Source organism: Lentilactobacillus sp. SPB1-3 (assembly GCF_026913205.2).
Lineage (GTDB): Bacteria > Bacillota > Bacilli > Lactobacillales > Lactobacillaceae > Lentilactobacillus > Lentilactobacillus terminaliae.
In genome coordinates this window covers 85,399-103,192 of sequence record NZ_CP168151.1, presented here as the reverse complement: position 1 = coordinate 103,192, position 17,794 = coordinate 85,399, and the positions used below count along the sequence as shown (strand labels likewise).

Here is a 17,794-nt window from a genome sequence, read left to right as displayed (position 1 = left end):
AGTGTTAACACATTTCTAGGAGGGATCAGCGGATGTCTAAAGCAAGCGAAATAAATTATTTAATGCGAACGATCAATGTTAATATGCAAAGAAAATACGAACGGGAAACCCGTGACTTCAACATTTCGCGGTCCCAATCAAGAGCTTTAAGTTACATTCATGGACATCCCGGCTTAAACCAAACCCAACTTGCCGAAGCATTCAATATGCGGGCTGCCAGTATCTCAGGTATTTTAAAAAGCTTGGAAAAATCAGCTTATATTGAAAAACATGCACTGAAAGGAACTCAAGATCGTTCCAAAAAAATTTATATCACCCCTACTGGGGAACAAGCTACGAATAAAATCAGTGATATCTTCCAAGACACCGAAAATCAATCCATGAGTGGCCTAACGGACACTGAAGCCGATCAACTGATTGCTTTGTTATCAAAGGTCGCTGATAGTATGGAAGCACCCGAAAATTAATATCAACACTGCTAATTCAATAAATCATGATTCTAATTACCTGCTATAATGAACAATGGTATTTTTTACGAGAAAAACAACTAGGAGTTAACTAATGAACGAAATTTTAAAGGCCCAATTTTTTGTCGATGATTTATCTGATGACCAAAAACGGGTAATTACAGATATTAACGATTACATCACTGAAGGGTTAAAACGTCCTGAACATTCAGTTGCCATCATTGAAGGTGCTGCTGGAACTGGTAAGTCCGTTGTCCTCATGGAACTAGTTCGTCAATACATGACAGATAAGCGCTACAAGACTTCCCTAGTAGTGAACCATCCCGAACTATACAAGGCTTATCAAGACATCGCTGAATCAATTCCCGGCATGAAGGTCAACGCAATTCGCCGTCCGACATCATTAATTAATTACGCTGAAAAGAATAATAAGAAATACGATATCATTTTCGTTGATGAGGCTCACTTGTTATATTCAAAATCTGAACCATATGCTCACTACCGTGGTCAAAATCAACTAACTGATTTAATGGACCTTGCTAAAGTTGTGGTAGTTGTCTATGATTTCGAACAAGTTTTCCAATCAAAAATGTATTGGGACAAGGACTTGCTCTACAAGACCATTGGTGACCATCCCTACAAGAATTTTGATATGAATTTCCAATATCGAATGATTGCAAGTGACGAACAAGTCGCTTGGATGGATGATTTGACTGCGCAAAAACCAATGAAGCCATTCCCTGACAACAGTGATTTTGAATTCAAGGTTTACGACACCGCTGGTGGCATGTTTGAAGACATCAAAAAGCGTAATAAAGAGGTCGGCATGAGTCGGATGGTCGCAACTTCTGGATTTCCTCGAATCGATGGTCGGCATAACGTGGAGATGGATACATTCAGTTTGCCGTGGGATGAATGGGATCCACAAAGAACTCACTGGGCTAAGCGTGAAGGATCAATTACTCAAGTAGGAACTATTTATACCTTACAAGGATTTGATTTGAACTATGTTGGCATGGTCATCGGCCCTTCATTTGGTTATGACAAAGAAACTGATACTATGACAATCATTCCTGAAAAGTATTCTCACAAAGAGATTTTCAAGAAACGAAAAGATATTAAATTCACGCAAGAAGAATATAAAGAATTTATCGCTAACGTTTTAAATGTTTTGATGAAGCGTGGTAAGTATGGTCTTTACCTAACAGCTTATGATGACGCATTGAGAAAACGTTTATTGGAATTGGCTGAAGAAAATAAATAATCTATACAAAAACAGGTCTCTTAATCATTAGTTTGATTAAGAGACCTGTTTTAATCTGACACAATTTGCATCGATTGGATTTTTCCATCTTTATTTAGTACAAATCTAAATGGACTAGTGCCATTGAACCCATTACCAGCGACCTTAATGTGCAATAGCCACTGATCATCTGCTTCTTGAGTAGCATCTACTAAAGAAAATTGTGATTTTTTACCAATATTATCTGTTTGATTCCAACTAGCAATCCGTTCAGTACCAACATACTTGTTACCCCAGTCATCAATTACCCCATCTGATGCAAATAAGTTAACAAATTTGGTTGAATCACCTGCATTTGTAGTTAATATTAAATCTTGCAATCCTTGTGGTAGGTTATTCATAATTATCACCCCTGTGCCAATTATTTTAGCGCAAGTAATAGTTCACCACACGAATTAATACCACCAAATTATTTTTCATCACCAGTATTACCATCAATCTCTATCTCTTGATCTAGTACGACCCCATCGTGCCGAATTCCAGTCAACACGTGGTCCGTATGAGCTAAAATTGAATCCATTGTGCTAATAATATGTGGATCGGTAAGTTGATAGTATATCGACTTACCATCGCGCTTTTGGCTAATTAACTGATAATCTCGCAATTCTTTTAACTGATGAGAAAGAGACGACTGTTCTATTTGTAGAATATTCTGTAATTCTGTCACGTTATATTGTCTTTGTTTTAACAAATACAAAATTTGAATTCGAGTCTTGTTGCCAAGCAACCGTGCAATTTTAACTGCCTCGTCCAGCTTTGCTGGATGAATTAAATGAATTGTATCCATCATGTTCCTCCACTAAATCATCGAAATAAAATGAGAAATGGTACCGGCATCGTATAGTACGTAACATCCTAATGCAATATATATAATTGACCTGGACATCTCACCAAACTTTTCAAAGAATACGTGAACAGGTGGTAACAAAGTCAGGTAATAAGCCGAGAAAATGATTATCGATAAAACTACTAGGAATAATACTAGGATTGCTGGAACATACGTGGCACTAGTATTAGCAAAGAAAGGAATATACATTGCCATATTATCAGCCCCACAACCAGCAACTGTAATTAAAACAACACTTGAGAAAACTTTTTTTGAATTAGTTTTAGATAATTTTTTAGCAGCATCTTCACCCTCATCTTGATGAGAAAAAAGACCTTTAATTCCCATAAAAATCGGGATAAATCCTAGTAATCCTAGAATCCATTCTTCTGGAATTAATTTCAAAACATCCGCAATAATCAGTGATACTGCAATTAAGATAAGGTTTCCTACATATGCTCCCGCAAATACCGGTCTAGCTAATCTACCGCGATACATTCCGAAGACTAGCAACAAGACAACGAAATAATCGGATGTAGTTCCGATATATGATAATAATGCAGTTCCGAGGGCTTCTAGCATAGGCGTTCTCCTTTACATGAAAATATATTCATATGATATTTATTTCATATTAGCACACTTTCCTCTTAGTCGAAAAATTTATGAATAAAAAAAGCAGAAATCAAAAGATTTCTGCTTTTTAAATATTATTGTTCCTGTGCCGCTAGATTTTTAATTCTATTTTCAATCTCATCACGAACCTGTCTAAATACCTCTAAAACTTCCTTTTCAGAGCCTTTAACTTGAGCAGGATCAATTAATGGCCAATGTAACTTTTTGACTGTGCTTGGCGTTACAGGACACTTATCACGGGCATCACCACAAAGAGTAACTACCAGATTACTACTATTCAAATAATCGACATCAATTAGTTTTGATTCATTTCGTGAGATATCGATACCAACTTCATTCATAACTTTCACAGCATTAGTGTTTAATCCATGTCTTTCAACTCCGGCACTAGCAATTCTCCATTGATCTCCCAATACCTTCTTGGCAAATCCTTCGGCCATCTGACTTCGACAAGAATTTCCGGTACATAAAAAATATATCTGCTTCATAATCTGGTTCTCTCTTTGCTAAAATTTCCTTATTTTTAAAAAACATAAAGATGCATTTTAATAATACTAGCATAGAATATCTAAATCATACTAAACTGCATTACTATCCTCAGATGAATCTAAATCACTTATCTGAGCCAAAATTAAATTAGCATAACTTGGATGATCTGTATTTTGTTTGATTTCGCTCTTTAATTCGCCAAGTTGATCAGTAATGATCGCATTAACGCCCATAAACATCATTTGATCCATTTGATCGGTGTCGTCAACGGTCCAAGCATATACTTGTTGTTTATGCTTTTCAGCGTTAGCAATAAAGCTAGAATCCAAGGTCGTGGCCTCCATTGTGTAAGCATTGGCTTTAGTTTCTGGGAAGGTCAAATTATACGGCAAGATAAAGCTGACAAACAACTTAGGTGCCAACTGCTTAAGCTGGGTTACTACTGGATACGACAATGTGTGAATCCGATCATGATGTGCTAACAATGTCTTTTCATATCGATCTACAAAAAGTTTTGTCATATTTTTACTATCATGAGGAGTAACTTTGATCTCAACTAACAACTTTTGATGTAATTTGTTAGCGGTCTTTAAATAATTATCAAAACTAGCAATCTTTGCATGATGACCGTTTTCACGAACAGTAATCTTTGTAAGTTGCTTCAAAGTTAATTGATAAGGTGCCTTATTAATGCCGGCAAGATCTTCTAGGTTTTCATCATGCATCACAACAAATTTGTGATCTTTTGTTTCATGAATATCCATTTCGACATAGTTAGGCTTTTCTTTACTAGTAAGCTTTAGGGCTGGAATCGTATTTTGAACTCCATTACCATTATCGACCCCTCGGTGAGAAATCGCCATTGGTTTACTGATCGCCAAACCGTTCAACAAAAGGACGTTATACAACACAACCAACGCAGCAGTTGCTACTAATCCGGCTCCAGTGAGCCAGCGGAACAACGCTCGTCGTTTTCTTTGGGCACCAAATTGCAACATACTAATTCCGGCTGGATCTACAAAGTCATCACTACCACTAATCATCAACCCAGCAACAAGTGCAGTGACGTAGCATCCCGTAAATTGAGCTACAATTTCTACAATAAACAAGTTTACCATCGCGCCCGCAAAGGCCACGTTTGTGCTATCGAGATAGGTCTGCAACCCATAGACTGATCCATAGATAATGATTGTGACTAATGAACTAAAGAAAACAATTAAGAAAAGATTTCCAACATAAAACCATAGGCGTCCACGAGTCTTTTGCAAACTCAGATGAAATGCCTCTCTTGCCGTTTTATGCTGCAAGATCATCAGTGGCAAGATCAAGAATAACCGCACACCGACGTATGCAATAACTACATATAAGACGGCAATTCCAGCTGTATACCAAGGATTTTGAAGTAAAAATGTCATGATAAATCCAGGAATTTTTACTTTGTTAAGTAACGGTGTACTTAAAAATACGGTACTAAATGGCAAAATAACGATAAAGTATCCTAGGAAAAATAGGAATGTTAATGGTGAAGCAATTCGCAAACTAGATACAGTCCGGCGTAATATTTCAGCTAATGAAGCTGGACGATTACGACGAATGTTTTGAATACTTAATAAAATAAATGCAAATTGCCAATAAATCACAATTAATATCACTAATAATTCTAGTAGCAATAATAGCGCAACAAAAAGATGGCCAGTAATTATTTCTCCTAAATTGTTATAAGAAACATACGGAATATCGCTAACTTTTAACACCCAACTTGTGAACCAGTTAAAAGTCGATGCCCCTAATAAGTAGACGATTAATGTCGTACAAAAAATAACCGCAATGTAACTCGCCCAATGTTTAAAGAAGAGTTTATTGCCGGTAATAAAATTTTTCCAAGCACTCATTAAACTTTCCCCCTAAAACAATATTTACTTTAACAATATCATAATCACTGCCGGATGTTGATTTTCAAAAGCTTTGAAATTTTATTTAAACCGGCATATATACAAACATTTTTAGATATATACTTTCCAATAGCGTAAACTTGAATTGGGAGATGATCATAATTAAGTCAAAGACCGCCCACTTTTTTGAAGTTGCGGGAACACTCTATTTAATATTTAAATTATTTGTTTGGTTCTGGCCTTGGATTCTCACGTTTGGCTATATCATTCTGGTTTTAGTAGGCTGTATAGCCTTTTTCGCATTTGGTATTAGTGGTTATTATGGCAACGGTCGTTATAACGGTGATGGCTATAATTCCGCTCAAGAACCCTACAGGGACGTTTACAAAGATGAAGGACTTTATTGGGATGAATACGAGCACGATTTCCGTGATAGTTACGACGGTATTCGCGACGATTCAGATCCTGATTTCCATGAAAACAGTGATTTTGATGATTACGATTAACGAAAAGAAACCAGCCGTTACTTGATGTAATGGATGGTTTCTTTTTGTGTGTCTTTAGGTATCTGTTGCTAAAGTGTCGGACGTTAACTGCATACGTTGGAATACAATAGATTGCGAAGTTTTGAGAACTTATATGTGAACTTTAACAAATTATGAAATATTACAAAAAAAGTGATTTTAATAATGAGAGGTTAACAATTTTAACAATGTTAATTATTTTTTCGATACTCAGCTAACTTTTTTTGATTTTTAATAATTTGTTTTACAACTTGTTTTTTTACACCAACTTTATATTTTTCACCTTTGTCCATCATATACTGTGAAGTTTCGGCGTATGACATCATTGAAATTCGTGGAAGTATTTTGGCAGGTATAGATATATACCTTTTCACAATTCGTTTTCGCAATACGAAATTTTTATGATTGTTTTGATCTTTTATCAAGTATTTCACAATTCGAGATTTTCCATGATAGTCACTCTTAAGCATAGGAATAGTTTTCCATATATTTTCAGACATCCCTAAAAGTGAAACATTTCGTTTACTTTTATAGATAAATTTATAAATACTTTTAGGTCTTATAGAAACATTAATACCATCAAAAACAAAACCTAAATATGATAAAGCAGATGTTTTTGTAATATTACTACCTGATATGAGACGAATATCACCGCGATTTCGATCATATAAAAAGCTTTTTGTTTTAGTTGGTTCAATTGTTAATTTTAATGTTTCTTGACTTAAATTCATGATTTTATTTTTTAAAGCAATGAATTCATTTATTGATAGATTTTCCTTAGGTATACAAACAATGAAATCATCAGAGTATCTTCTATAAATTCCTCCGTAATTTTTAATACAGTTGAATAAACTTCTATCAAAATCAATCATATAAACATTAGCCAATACAGCACTAATCGTGGTGCCTTGAGGAATCCCGACCAAATTTTTTCTTGATATTTTTATTTTCTTATTTTTTACAAAATCAGAAAATTGTCTTCTACTTTTAAAATATGTCATGCCAGATGATATTTTATACAGCTTACCGTGACGTTCACGTTTTATAGCCTTCAAAAGATTATCTTTGCTAATCGATCTGTAGCTAGTTATGGCCTTTATAACGCTGTACCAATCATCTGGAAGTCTTGGCTCTTGCATAACATTAGCTACCATTTTTTTTAAATATTTATGATCTAGATTATCAAAAAATCCTTTAAAATCTCCTTTAAACACCCATACTAAATCGTTGTCATACATGAAATCAAATACTTCTTTAGCTGTGGTTATATTTGATTTTTTCTGCTTTTTTCTATATGCAACAGCACAATCAGAAAATTCATTTTTTTTTGAAAAATCATCGTAATATTGAGTAAGTAAACTAGCATAGTACCTGAAAACAAATGAATCATGATGGCTGGCTAATGAAATTGTACGTTTCTTTTTTTTGACTTTTGGCTTATTATCAACAATTGAGTATTTATTACTCACAACTTCATAGGTTATAAATGGCATAAATCGAAATTTTTTAATTACCGTTTTATTGCGAACTATTGTTTTCATTCGTGCACTCTCTTTTGAAGCAATTGGTCCATCAAAATGTATATAACCATTGTTATTGTTTTTGCAAGCATCATCCGCTGCTATATCAAACATATTTTTTTCCATAATTCTCCCAAAAGAAAAACGAGTTTTAGCTGATCTAACAAGATCATTTGCCAAAGCCCGTCTAATACGTGCGAAGCCTATCCTAGTCAGCTTGCACTTCTTGCACAAGCACTACCCTGCAGTTGCTAGTTTATTCTTACAATAGAATTGAAGATTATTATCTCCAAAGAATTGAGGTATGTGAACCAAGAGTTCTGCGAATCATCGCGTTACTCGATTTGGTAATCATCACTTTGTTGGTGATGAACACACGGTCCGCTGATTTATTCAACTTAATTATTGACAAAGGAGCAGAAATGTGTTACACACGTGTCGGATCTCCAGCCATAGGAACCTTATTAGAACCGGTGTTTTTATGGTATCACATAAAAATACTTTATTCTACTATAGGATAATAGTTTACACACTGATTTTTCACATTCGTTGGTGTAAAAATAAATTTAATTTTTGTAACAATTAATAAATTATTTAAATCTGACATTTTAGTATCCTACTTAACACATATAGCAAGCAATATCGTGAAAGAGTGAACTCTTAAAGCAATTATTTATGATATGGACTACCTTCATTAATCATGAAGGCCCGATAAATCTGTTCAGTCAGAACTAATCTCATCAATTGATGTGGAAGTGTGAATCGACCAAATGAAATATGAGTGTCTGCTCGTTTCAACACTTCAGGTGACATTCCCAATGATCCACCAATTACGAAAGTGATATCAGAATGTCCATAAGTGGTCAGGTTTGCGATTTCTTTTGCGAATTCTTCGGATGAGCGCTCTTTTCCTAGTATTGCAAGGGCGTAAACGTATTCACGGTCCTTGATCTTGCTTAAAATCCGTTCGCCTTCCTTTTGCATAACATCCTTCATTTCCGCATCACTAAGTGATTCTGGTGCCTTCTCATCAGGAACTTCCACAATTTCAAATTTGCAAAAACGCGACAGGCGCTTAGCATATTCGGCAATCCCTTGTTTGAAATACTTTTCCTTTAATTTCCCTACCACAACTAATTTGATATTCATCTAATTTATCCTCCAAATGTGTAATGTTGTGTAAAAATAACGAGCTATTAACAGTTTATCCACAAAGTTATCCACAGGTGACTAACTTTGCATCATTTTTGTCGTTAAATGCATTTTTTGAAAAAATGTCAATAGCACTTTTTTATCCACAGGTTTATTAACAACGTGTGTTCGAAACCCTAAAACGAAAACCCTTATGTATCAACACTTACCGGCATATTATAACCCGAACAAATCTACTATCAAAAGTTATCCACATTTTTGTGGATAACTTTTGATTTCAGCTTAATTCCCAGATTTACCTTTATATAGCGATTTTCACTCTGAAAAATAAGTTATGAACAGAGTTATCCACAAAAATTTTTTTAATTATTTTTGAAACTTTTTTTAGGCAACAATTTCACCGAAAACTAAAATTACGTTTGTCTTTTTAGTATACCGCATAGAAATCGATTTCTAAACGTTAGCAAAAAGAAAAGGTAGCGAACATTTACTGTTCGCTACCCATTTAATATTCTTAAAATCTATTCATCCGTCGCTTTTTGAGTTAATTTTACCTGACTCGTCTTTTGCGAACCATCGTGATAGTAAGTTACTGAAATCGTATCACCAAGCTTATGCTTATACAAAACATCCCTGATAGCAGTCTGTTCAGTAATATTCTGACCATCTAGCTTAGTAATCACATCATACTTCTTCAATCCTGCTCGAGCAGCAGGTGATCCGGCAGTTACCTTCAAGACAACCACACCATGTGAAACGCTTGTAGGTAACTTAAGAACGGATTTTTGCTGGCTTTCAGATATGTTTGAAAGATCTACATATTGAATTCCTAAAGCAGGTCTAGTGACCTTACCACTGGTAATCAATTGATTAATAATATTTACGACTTCGTTAGATGGAATAGCGAATCCCATTCCTTCAACACTAGTTCCTTCTTGATCCTGAGCCAATTTCATTGAGTTGATACCAACAACTTGGCCTTCCATATTGATTAGCGGACCACCAGAGTTACCTGGGTTGATAGCCGCATCAGTTTGAATAACCGTTGCGTTACCTGTAGTTTGACCATTTGAATTAGTCTGGGCAACTTCTCGTTTCTTGGCTGAGATGATTCCTTGCGTAACTGAAGTTGCGTATTGGGATCCCAACGGTGAACCAATTGCCAAGACAGGTTCAGCAACCTTAATATTATCAGAGTTACCGAAAGCAGCCACTGTCTTGATTTTGCTTGAGTTAACTTTCAACACAGCCAAATCAGTTACTGAATCCTTACCGACGATATCTGCACTAACTCGAGAACCATTACTTAAAATGACTTCAAGGGAATTAGAACCACTGATAACGTGATTATTCGTCACGATATAAGCAGTATTGCCGCTCTTTCTATAAACAACCCCCGAACCTTCACTGGCGGCTTCTAGCTTGCCAGAGCTGCTAGAATCGCTATTACTCTTGCTACCACCAATTCCAAACAGACCAGCTAGGCCGGAAGATGAAGAACTGCTATTCTCTTTTTGTAAGTTAATAACCGAAACAACCGCATTTTTGGTTGAATTAAATGCACGTTCAGACTGTGTATTCAAATTTACTTTGACGTTACTTACTTTTGCAGTACCAGCATTATTTGTCGATAACTCGGTCGTTGTATCTCCATTTTGATGATTTACATAAGAAACCCCACCATAGGTTACCGCGCCACCTAATGCTCCGGCAACTAATGCTGTTAACACGATTTTTCCAAATCCATTACCTGTCGCCATTCATAATCCTCCTAACTATCTTTTCATTAATTCTATAACATTTAACTTAAAATAACCTAAAATAATTACTTAAATAATTGTTAACGGTGAAGCACTTTCTGCATCAGTATCTAACAACTGAAAATCGTGATTAACTGCTAAATCATGATCAGTCAAAATTGAGGAGACTGTCAGATGCGCCAATGTCTTCATATTATTGTGCTGACTTCGGTGACCTAAGAATATTTTCTTAGTACGATTACCAATAATGTCTAACATTGTGTTAGCGCCATCCACATTTGATAAATGACCGCGATCAGACATGATACGTTGTTTTAATGGCCATGAATAGTCTCCATTTTGGAGCATTTCGATATCATGGTTACACTCTAACAAGTAACCCTCAGAGTCCTTAATAATACCTTCCATGCGATCAGAAACGTATCCTGTGTCGGTTAACACAACAAAAGATTTATTATTGTGGTGAAAAACGTAGAATTGTGGTTCAGCGGCATCGTGAGACACGGAAAAACTTTCGATATCTAGATCACCGAAAGTTTTGACAGTATTAGCTGGAAATAGATTCATTTTTTCAGCTGGCATTTTGCCGATTTTACCGTCCATGGCATTCCACGTACCTTCGTTGGCATAAACGTTTAAGTCATATTTTCTAGCCAACACACCCACACTTTGACGGTGATCAGAGTGTTCATGCGTAACTAATAAAGAATCAACGTCGTTAATATCACGACCAATTGATTGCATTAGATTAGCTATCTTTTTACCACTCAAACCAGCATCAAGTAATATTTTCCGCTGGGGTGTTTCAATGTAAGTGACGTTACCCGTACTGCCACTCGCAAGCACACTAATTTTCATATCGTCATTTTCCACAATAATTACTCCTTAAGTTAACTAATTCCGCCATTGTCTTGGCCATTCTGTAATTCACTATTTGAATCTCGAATAATACCACCCGTGAATGCATTAATCTTCTTAAGTTGCACCTGAGATGAATTTTGGGGCTTGATTGCCACGATCCACGTTGGGATAAACACAATATCCGGTGCTACAGTTATTAGCTTAGTATAACCTAACTTAGTCCAAAGAATTTGCGTGTTATTAGGAATTTCATTGTATTGATACAACCAGATCAATGCTCGTTGTTCAGAAATAGTTTCCGCTTTTTCACGTAAAATTTTAACATCACTGAGATGGGTTTGAGTATAGTTAACAATTTGATTATTGGTATTCAAAAAGAATTTTATCTGAGCTTCATTTGAGTATATATCATTGTTGATCGCTTTTTGAACGTAGACGACTGTCTGCTTACTTGATAGATCTTTGCTATAACGATAATCTTTACCATCCACAACAAACGAAGGATCAGTGATTAACTTATTTATCGTTGTACTTGGACGGTCACTATCTACATTGACTGGTTGTTTAAATTCGCTCTGAATTTCATTATCAATAAAGTGGGGAGTCTGATTAGTTAACTGACCAGTCAACGAACGTAATTCACCTGTTCGCGTTCCAGAAATATAGTATGCGGCGCTTTGACCAGTTGCCAACTTATTGAACTTAATCTGATCATTTTTCATTTCTTTGATAATAGTTGAGTTCGTATTATCTTGAGAAACATTTTCCGCTTGCATATTCATATTTTGACGAAACATGCCAAATAAAAATATATCAATAGCGATAAATGTTACCAAAAAGATTAACTCAATTCGTTTAAAATTCAATAGACTCCCCTCCTCTCACTATTTGTTCAGCATATCGTTGTAACTATGCCATTTATTTCCATACAAAACGAACCAATCCGGTACCAGATTAATTAAAGTAGTTCGTTTTGAACTTTGTTCCCAACGATATCCTAATCTAACTTTATAGATTTTATTAGTTTTGTAACCATAGTTCTTTAATCGATTCAATACAGTCGTAGTCGTAGGCAAGGCAACGTAGCCACTCTTACTAGGAATTGGTACTTGTGGTGTGTCTAGTAAAAATTTGAATCGTTGCAAACTAGTATTGACGGTATCGATGGAAACTTCACCAGAGCCATCCTCTCGAAAAATCGGAAACCCTTCAACAAATGAACGGAAAGTTACTTGTGAATTATCGTCATTGTAACCATAGAATCTAAGATTATCCATTGGCAGCCCAATTTTTAGTAACTGCCGATATGAATCATCGATCATAGATTTTAAATTATTAGCTACGTCATTTACTGAATAATCTGAGTAAACGGCATTTCTGGTTTTAGTATTGAAAACCAATCTCTTAGTTCCTTGGTTAGAATAAATTAATTCAGAACCGCGTCGTTTCAAAGAAACGTTCGTTGAATTACTGTCATTCAACAACCGACCAACAAAATAATCAGGTGATTGGCGATCAAGTAAGTATCGATATGGTTGCATTTTGATTGGTTGGTCAACATACATTGTTGGTGCACCGTTCAAATTCTTAATGGAAACCGGAAACTTGCTGGATTTAATTTTCAATACTTTGTTCAAGCCATTTAAACTGTGTTTTTTAACATTAACTTGATAGACAGTAAAGTTACTGTCATTAAGTAAATATATCTTTGAATCGTCATTTAAAGGCAAGATGATCCGATTTACCATATGGTCATCTAATCTTGAAAAACGATCGTTAACTATTGAGTTAACAGTCGAAATCATAACCGGACTTGCATAATTTAATAAAATCGAATCGGGTCTTCTGATTGTTTGATAGTATTTCTTTTGATCATTGGAAACTATCGTTCTCATTCTTGCCCGACGATAACCTTTCATCTGCTGATTGATTTCTGAAATCATATTAACAGACTGGTTGATCAGTATATTATGGGCACCATCTTTTTCATTCACAATTGCTTGTGTAGGAGCAAATATGGTCCGCTTAGGTTTAACCAATATCTCACTCTGTGAATTTTGCGTGTTGTCTTCTTTACTCCGATAATTGGCCGGATTTGTCCATAAAACAACTGATAATCCAAGACTGATTGCAATCGCGATTACTAATCCAGTTGGCAGTAAAAACTTACTAAACCTCATCCCACAAGTCCTCCTCTGCTAACGGTTCATATGGAAGGGCAATATAGAATGTTGAACCTTTCCCTTCGATACTCTCTGCCCACAATTGGCCACCAAGTGCTTCCACAACTTCTTTAGAGATAGCTAGTCCTAGACCAGTTCCCCCTTGTTTTCTAGAACGAGCCTTATCAACTCGGTAGAATCGATCGAAAATGTGTGGTAAGTCCTTTCTAGGGATTCCCAAACCTTGGTCATTGATACTCATAATCACTTTGTTTCTAGTTTCATATAAACGACAAGTGATAGTACCACCATCTGGCGAGTATTTGATAGCGTTATTCATAATGTTATCTAACACTTGAGTGAAGCGGTCAGTATCTAATTCAACCCACAAATCACGTTTAGTGAAGTAACGTTTAATCGAATATGTTTTTTCTGGATGATCATCTTTTTCAATAATCATGTCAAATCGATTTAAGACATAGTTAAATAACTCATTGATGTTAACTAACTCGTTTTCCATCTTTTGAGTTCCAGACTCCATTCGTGACAATGTTAATAAGTCATTGATCATTCGAATCATCCGGTCTGTTTCATCTTGAGTAACTTTCAAAAACTTAGGTGCTAATTCTGGATCCTGCCAAGCACCATCCGTTAAAGCCTCAATATATGACCGCATACTTGTAAGTGGTGTTCTCAATTCATGAGACACGTTAGAAACAAATTGTTTTCTATCTTGGTCGATTCGTTGCTGTTCAGTGATATCACGAAGTACACATACCAAACCACTAATAAATCCTGATTCTCGCTGAATCAGTGAGAAATGGGCGTGCAAAATCAAATCTTGATCATCATTAGACAAATCAATGATGACGTCATCTGGTTGCTCTAACAAGTCTCTAAGACTGTAATTATCCTTAATATCTAAAACATCAAGAATTGAGCGTCCCATCACGTCCTCTTCAGTGATATCCAAGAAACTGACAGCCATTTCATTGATAATTGTGACGTTACCACGGCGATCAGTTGCTAGCACACCATCGGTCATGTTGGCTAAAACTGAATCGAGTCGCCGTCTTTCAGATTCTGTGGACTCATGAGACTCCTCAACTCTCACAGAAAGGTTATTAACAGCACTCGCGAGTTGTCCTAACTCATCATTACCATAAATATGAACTTGTCCGGAATAGTCTCCTCTAGCGATTCTGAGGGTTTGTTTCTTCATTTCTTCAATTGGGTTAGTGATTGCTCGAGAAATTACGATTGAGATCAACAGTCCTAAGATAATGGCAATTGAAGCAGCAAATAAGTAAATTGCTGTAATACTATTGATTTGCTGATAAACCGTGTCCAAATTAACCTTCACGAACACAGCACCAACGACCTGACGATTATTGCCTGTACTCTTCATTAAAGGCGTAATTCGCGTATAGTACCGGTCATTGTTGGCTGAATTGAAGGTATCTTTTTCAATTGGTTTACCAGAGTACAAAGCACTCTTAACCGAATTGTCAGTAGTTTTTTGGCCAACGATTGCTTGATTGTTGACTTGGTTAGTCCCTCGAATCGTTCCATTACTATCAACCACTTGAATTTGAGCTGAATTCACAGACTCAGCATCATTTAAAATCGTTCGGATTTGTCGATTAGCTAACTGGACATTGGTCCGCGACAATTGTGTAGTTAGTGACTTACTAACATATGTTTGTAACTGAACCTGATTCTTAAAAGTCGACAAGTTTTGGTGTTCTAGTTGTTTAACAAAAACGGCTCCCACAATTTCGAGAGTCAATAATAGAACTAGGGCGAAAACTAGCGCAATTTTAAATTTTATTGATTGATAAAATTTGATTTTTCCGTTCAAAACCAGTTTTACCCCTTTGTTTTTTTCTAAAACTATTCGTTTTCTGGGTTTCTTAAGTAGTACCCTACTCCACGTCTAGTAACTAACCAGGCTGGATGACTTGGGTTATCTTCAACTTTTTCACGTAGACGACGAACCGTGACGTCAACTGTTCTAACATCTCCAAAATAATCGTAACCCCAAACAGTTTGTAACAAATGTTCACGAGTCATGACTTGACCAATATGTTGAGCAAGATAATGGAGCAATTCAAACTCACGGTGAGTTAATTCAATGCTCTCACCGCGTTTAGAGACTGAGTATGCATCCGGATGAATAACTAAATCACCAATTTCAATATCTTTAGTAACTTCATTTTGGTCATCGGTATTACTTGGTGTAGCTTGACGACGCAAATTAGCTTTAACACGAGCTACAAGTTCTCTATTTGAGAATGGCTTAGTAACATAATCATCGGCTCCTAATTCAAGTCCTAGAACTTTATCAAGTTCAGAATCTTTAGCAGTTACCATGATAATTGGTGTGTCCTTAGTTTTTCTAACTTCACGGGCGACTTCAAGCCCATCCATTTTTGGCAACATCAAATCAAGAATAATTAAATCGGGATCAACTTCCTTAACTTGTTCAAGTGCTTCTTCACCATCATAGGCTACGTATACTTCGTAACCTTCTTTATTTAAATTAAATTTTTCAATATCGACGATTGGCTTTTCATCATCGACTACTAATATCTTTTTGGCCATTAATAATTCTCCTAACGTTGAATTCTAATGTTTATTTTTATCTTTACACAAATCCTACAATACAAATATTATAACACAGAGCCCCTTTTTCACTGAAATTCCCGCTAAAAACAACTTTAAGTCATATTTCTTGAATTTTTTCGATTTTGGTGTTGCAAATAATTTTTCTGCATGATATTATATTTAAGTCGGTTAGGTGATGGGCAGTTAGCTCAGTTGGTAGAGCAACGGACTCTTAATCCGTGGGTCCAGGGTTCGAGCCCCTGACTGCCCACTAACATCATTATTAAATAACAGTAACGCTGCCCTAAGGCCGTTACTGTTATTTTTTTATTCAAAATTTCTCTTTACCATTTTCAACCTAGAGATAACCTCTAATTTGGATTATTCATCCCAATTAGAGGTTTTTATTTTGACAATATATAATCAGAAACCTAAATTAACAAATGAGAAGTGAGTTTTATATCGGGAGGAATAATATGGCGGATGCTCTAAAAGATGTTTATTCAAAAGATTTCTTAAATAAGTTAGGCGAGGCAATTTCTAAACACTATCCAAGTTTCGATATACCTACATTTATTAAAGACACGGTACATGATGACTGGGAAGAATTAAAACTAATGGAGCGTCGTGATCAAATTACTCAAGCTCTTCATCAACAATTCCCAAGTGATTTTAAGCAGGCAGCTCAAATTTTACGTGATATCAGTACGACTATTACGGGCTTTGCCGCATTATGCTTGCCAAATTATGTTGCATTTTATGGCAGAGAAGATTGGGAAACTTCGATGGAATCCCTAGGGATCTTAACTAAAGCATCCTCATCAGAATTCGCTGTTCGACCATTTTTAATTGCGGAACCAGAAAAGACAACAGAACAAATGATGGATTGGTCACAGAGCGATGATGAAGATCAAAGACGGCTTGCGAGTGAGGGAATTCGGCCACGATTGCCATGGGGCATCCGCCTGACACAATTCATTGAAGATCCAACACCTATTTTTCCGATTTTAGAAAACCTAATTCATGACGACAGCCAATACGTTCAAAAGAGTGTCGCAAACAATCTAAACGATATAAGTAAGGATCATCCCCAATTAGTGATCGATTTTTGTAAATCTCACTGGCACGATTCTAAATCTACTGACTGGGTCATCAATCGTGCTCTTCGAACACTTTTTAAGGCTGGTAACCCAGATGTCTTAGCTCTGCTAGGATACAGCCAGCAAGACGCTCATTTGCTATCAAACATTTCATTAACGCCATCTTCAGTAAATGTTACCCTAAATCAAAGCTCAGACTTAAATTACGAACTTACTAATCAATCCAATAGCACCTTGCCAATTTATCTCGGATATCGCGTGCATTACGTCAAAAAAAATCAGCAAACATCTGCCAAAGATTTTTTCATTAAAAGAATCAATTTGAAGCCGCATCAAACACTCAGTGGACACTTCTCAATTAAGTGGAAACAACTAACTACGCGCACCTTATATTCCGGTATGCATCATATTGAATTGCTGGTCAACACAGTGCCAACAACTAGTACAGATGTTAATCTAACGCTTTCTTAAGCATAAAAACGCCCTAACTATGGATGA

General features: G+C 36.0%; 17 protein-coding genes and 1 tRNA gene. 5 read left to right on the top strand and 13 right to left on the bottom strand.

The features are described from left to right. The first annotated feature begins 32 nt into the window (after nt 1-32). Nucleotides 33-467, top strand: a complete 435-nt coding sequence (locus O0236_RS00475) for a MarR family winged helix-turn-helix transcriptional regulator (RefSeq protein WP_268912222.1) — start codon at nt 33-35, stop codon at nt 465-467. Between the two features lie 94 nt (nt 468-561). Then, entirely contained in the window at nt 562-1,731 is a 1,170-nt protein-coding gene (locus tag O0236_RS00470) for a DUF2075 domain-containing protein (RefSeq protein WP_268912221.1), read from the top strand. Between the two features lie 50 nt (nt 1,732-1,781). On the opposite strand, the gene O0236_RS00465 is transcribed toward O0236_RS00470, so the two are convergent. The 5 genes from O0236_RS00465 to O0236_RS00445 form a co-directional block, all read right to left on the bottom strand. Beyond that, nucleotides 1,782-2,111 carry a nuclear transport factor 2 family protein gene (locus O0236_RS00465; RefSeq protein ID WP_268912220.1) on the bottom strand — a complete coding sequence of 110 codons (330 nt, stop codon included), beginning with the start codon at nt 2,109-2,111 and terminating at the stop codon, nt 1,782-1,784. Between the two features lie 68 nt (nt 2,112-2,179). Then, on the bottom strand, nt 2,180-2,557 hold the full coding sequence (locus O0236_RS00460) for an ArsR/SmtB family transcription factor (protein ID WP_372791428.1): 378 nt from the start codon (nt 2,555-2,557) through the stop codon (nt 2,180-2,182). Between the two features lie 12 nt (nt 2,558-2,569). Continuing rightward, nucleotides 2,570-3,178, bottom strand: a complete 609-nt coding sequence (locus O0236_RS00455) for a cadmium resistance transporter (protein WP_268912218.1) — start codon at nt 3,176-3,178, stop codon at nt 2,570-2,572. 125 nt (nt 3,179-3,303) lie between these two features. After that, complete coding sequence (arsC, locus tag O0236_RS00450) at nt 3,304-3,717, bottom strand: arsenate reductase (thioredoxin) (RefSeq protein WP_268912217.1); 414 nt, start codon at nt 3,715-3,717, stop codon at nt 3,304-3,306. 90 nt (nt 3,718-3,807) lie between these two features. Beyond that, a complete protein-coding gene (locus tag O0236_RS00445; RefSeq protein ID WP_268912216.1) occupies nt 3,808-5,610 on the bottom strand; it encodes a glycerophosphodiester phosphodiesterase in 1,803 nt (600 codons plus the stop codon). Nucleotides 5,611-5,762: 152 nt separating this feature from the next. Here O0236_RS00445 and O0236_RS00440 point away from each other — a divergent pair, with 152 nt between their 5' ends. Further along, a complete protein-coding gene (locus O0236_RS00440) occupies nt 5,763-6,116 on the top strand; it encodes a hypothetical protein (RefSeq protein ID WP_268912215.1) in 354 nt (117 codons plus the stop codon). 209 nt (nt 6,117-6,325) lie between these two features. Here the strand turns inward: O0236_RS00440 and O0236_RS00435 are convergent, their stop codons facing one another. The 8 genes from O0236_RS00435 to yycF form a co-directional block, all read right to left on the bottom strand. Then, a complete protein-coding gene (locus tag O0236_RS00435; protein WP_372791425.1) occupies nt 6,326-7,834 on the bottom strand; it encodes a reverse transcriptase/maturase family protein in 1,509 nt (502 codons plus the stop codon). A gap of 489 nt (nt 7,835-8,323) precedes the next feature. Continuing rightward, nucleotides 8,324-8,803, bottom strand: a complete 480-nt coding sequence (rlmH, locus tag O0236_RS00430) for a 23S rRNA (pseudouridine(1915)-N(3))-methyltransferase RlmH (RefSeq protein ID WP_268912213.1) — start codon at nt 8,801-8,803, stop codon at nt 8,324-8,326. A gap of 524 nt (nt 8,804-9,327) precedes the next feature. After that, complete coding sequence (locus O0236_RS00425; RefSeq protein WP_268912212.1) at nt 9,328-10,566, bottom strand: S1C family serine protease; 1,239 nt, start codon at nt 10,564-10,566, stop codon at nt 9,328-9,330. A 69-nt stretch (nt 10,567-10,635) separates the two neighbouring features. After that, nucleotides 10,636-11,424: an MBL fold metallo-hydrolase gene (locus O0236_RS00420; RefSeq protein WP_372791771.1), complete on the bottom strand. Its 789-nt coding sequence runs from the start codon at nt 11,422-11,424 to the stop codon at nt 10,636-10,638. 32 nt (nt 11,425-11,456) lie between these two features. Beyond that, nucleotides 11,457-12,293 (bottom strand): two-component system regulatory protein YycI, encoded by an 837-nt coding sequence (locus tag O0236_RS00415; RefSeq protein WP_268912210.1) that lies wholly within the window; start codon nt 12,291-12,293, stop codon nt 11,457-11,459. Nucleotides 12,294-12,311: 18 nt separating this feature from the next. Further along, nucleotides 12,312-13,607 carry a YycH family regulatory protein gene (locus tag O0236_RS00410; protein ID WP_268912209.1) on the bottom strand — a complete coding sequence of 432 codons (1,296 nt, stop codon included), beginning with the start codon at nt 13,605-13,607 and terminating at the stop codon, nt 12,312-12,314. Beyond that, on the bottom strand, nt 13,597-15,450 hold the full coding sequence (walK, locus tag O0236_RS00405; RefSeq protein WP_268912208.1) for a cell wall metabolism sensor histidine kinase WalK: 1,854 nt from the start codon (nt 15,448-15,450) through the stop codon (nt 13,597-13,599). Before walK ends, O0236_RS00410 begins: the two co-directional genes overlap by 11 nt. A 32-nt stretch (nt 15,451-15,482) precedes the next feature. After that, the gene (yycF, locus tag O0236_RS00400; RefSeq protein WP_268912207.1) at nt 15,483-16,193 is read right to left on the bottom strand and encodes a response regulator YycF; all 711 of its coding nucleotides are present in this window, start codon (nt 16,191-16,193) and stop codon (nt 15,483-15,485) included. Nucleotides 16,194-16,394: 201 nt separating this feature from the next. On the opposite strand from yycF, the gene O0236_RS00395 reads away from it, so the two are divergent. Then, nucleotides 16,395-16,467 (top strand) — tRNA-Lys (locus O0236_RS00395). A 205-nt stretch (nt 16,468-16,672) separates the two neighbouring features. Continuing rightward, complete coding sequence (locus O0236_RS00390) at nt 16,673-17,767, top strand: DNA alkylation repair protein (RefSeq protein WP_268912206.1); 1,095 nt, start codon at nt 16,673-16,675, stop codon at nt 17,765-17,767. Nucleotides 17,768-17,794: the final 27 nt, after the last annotated feature.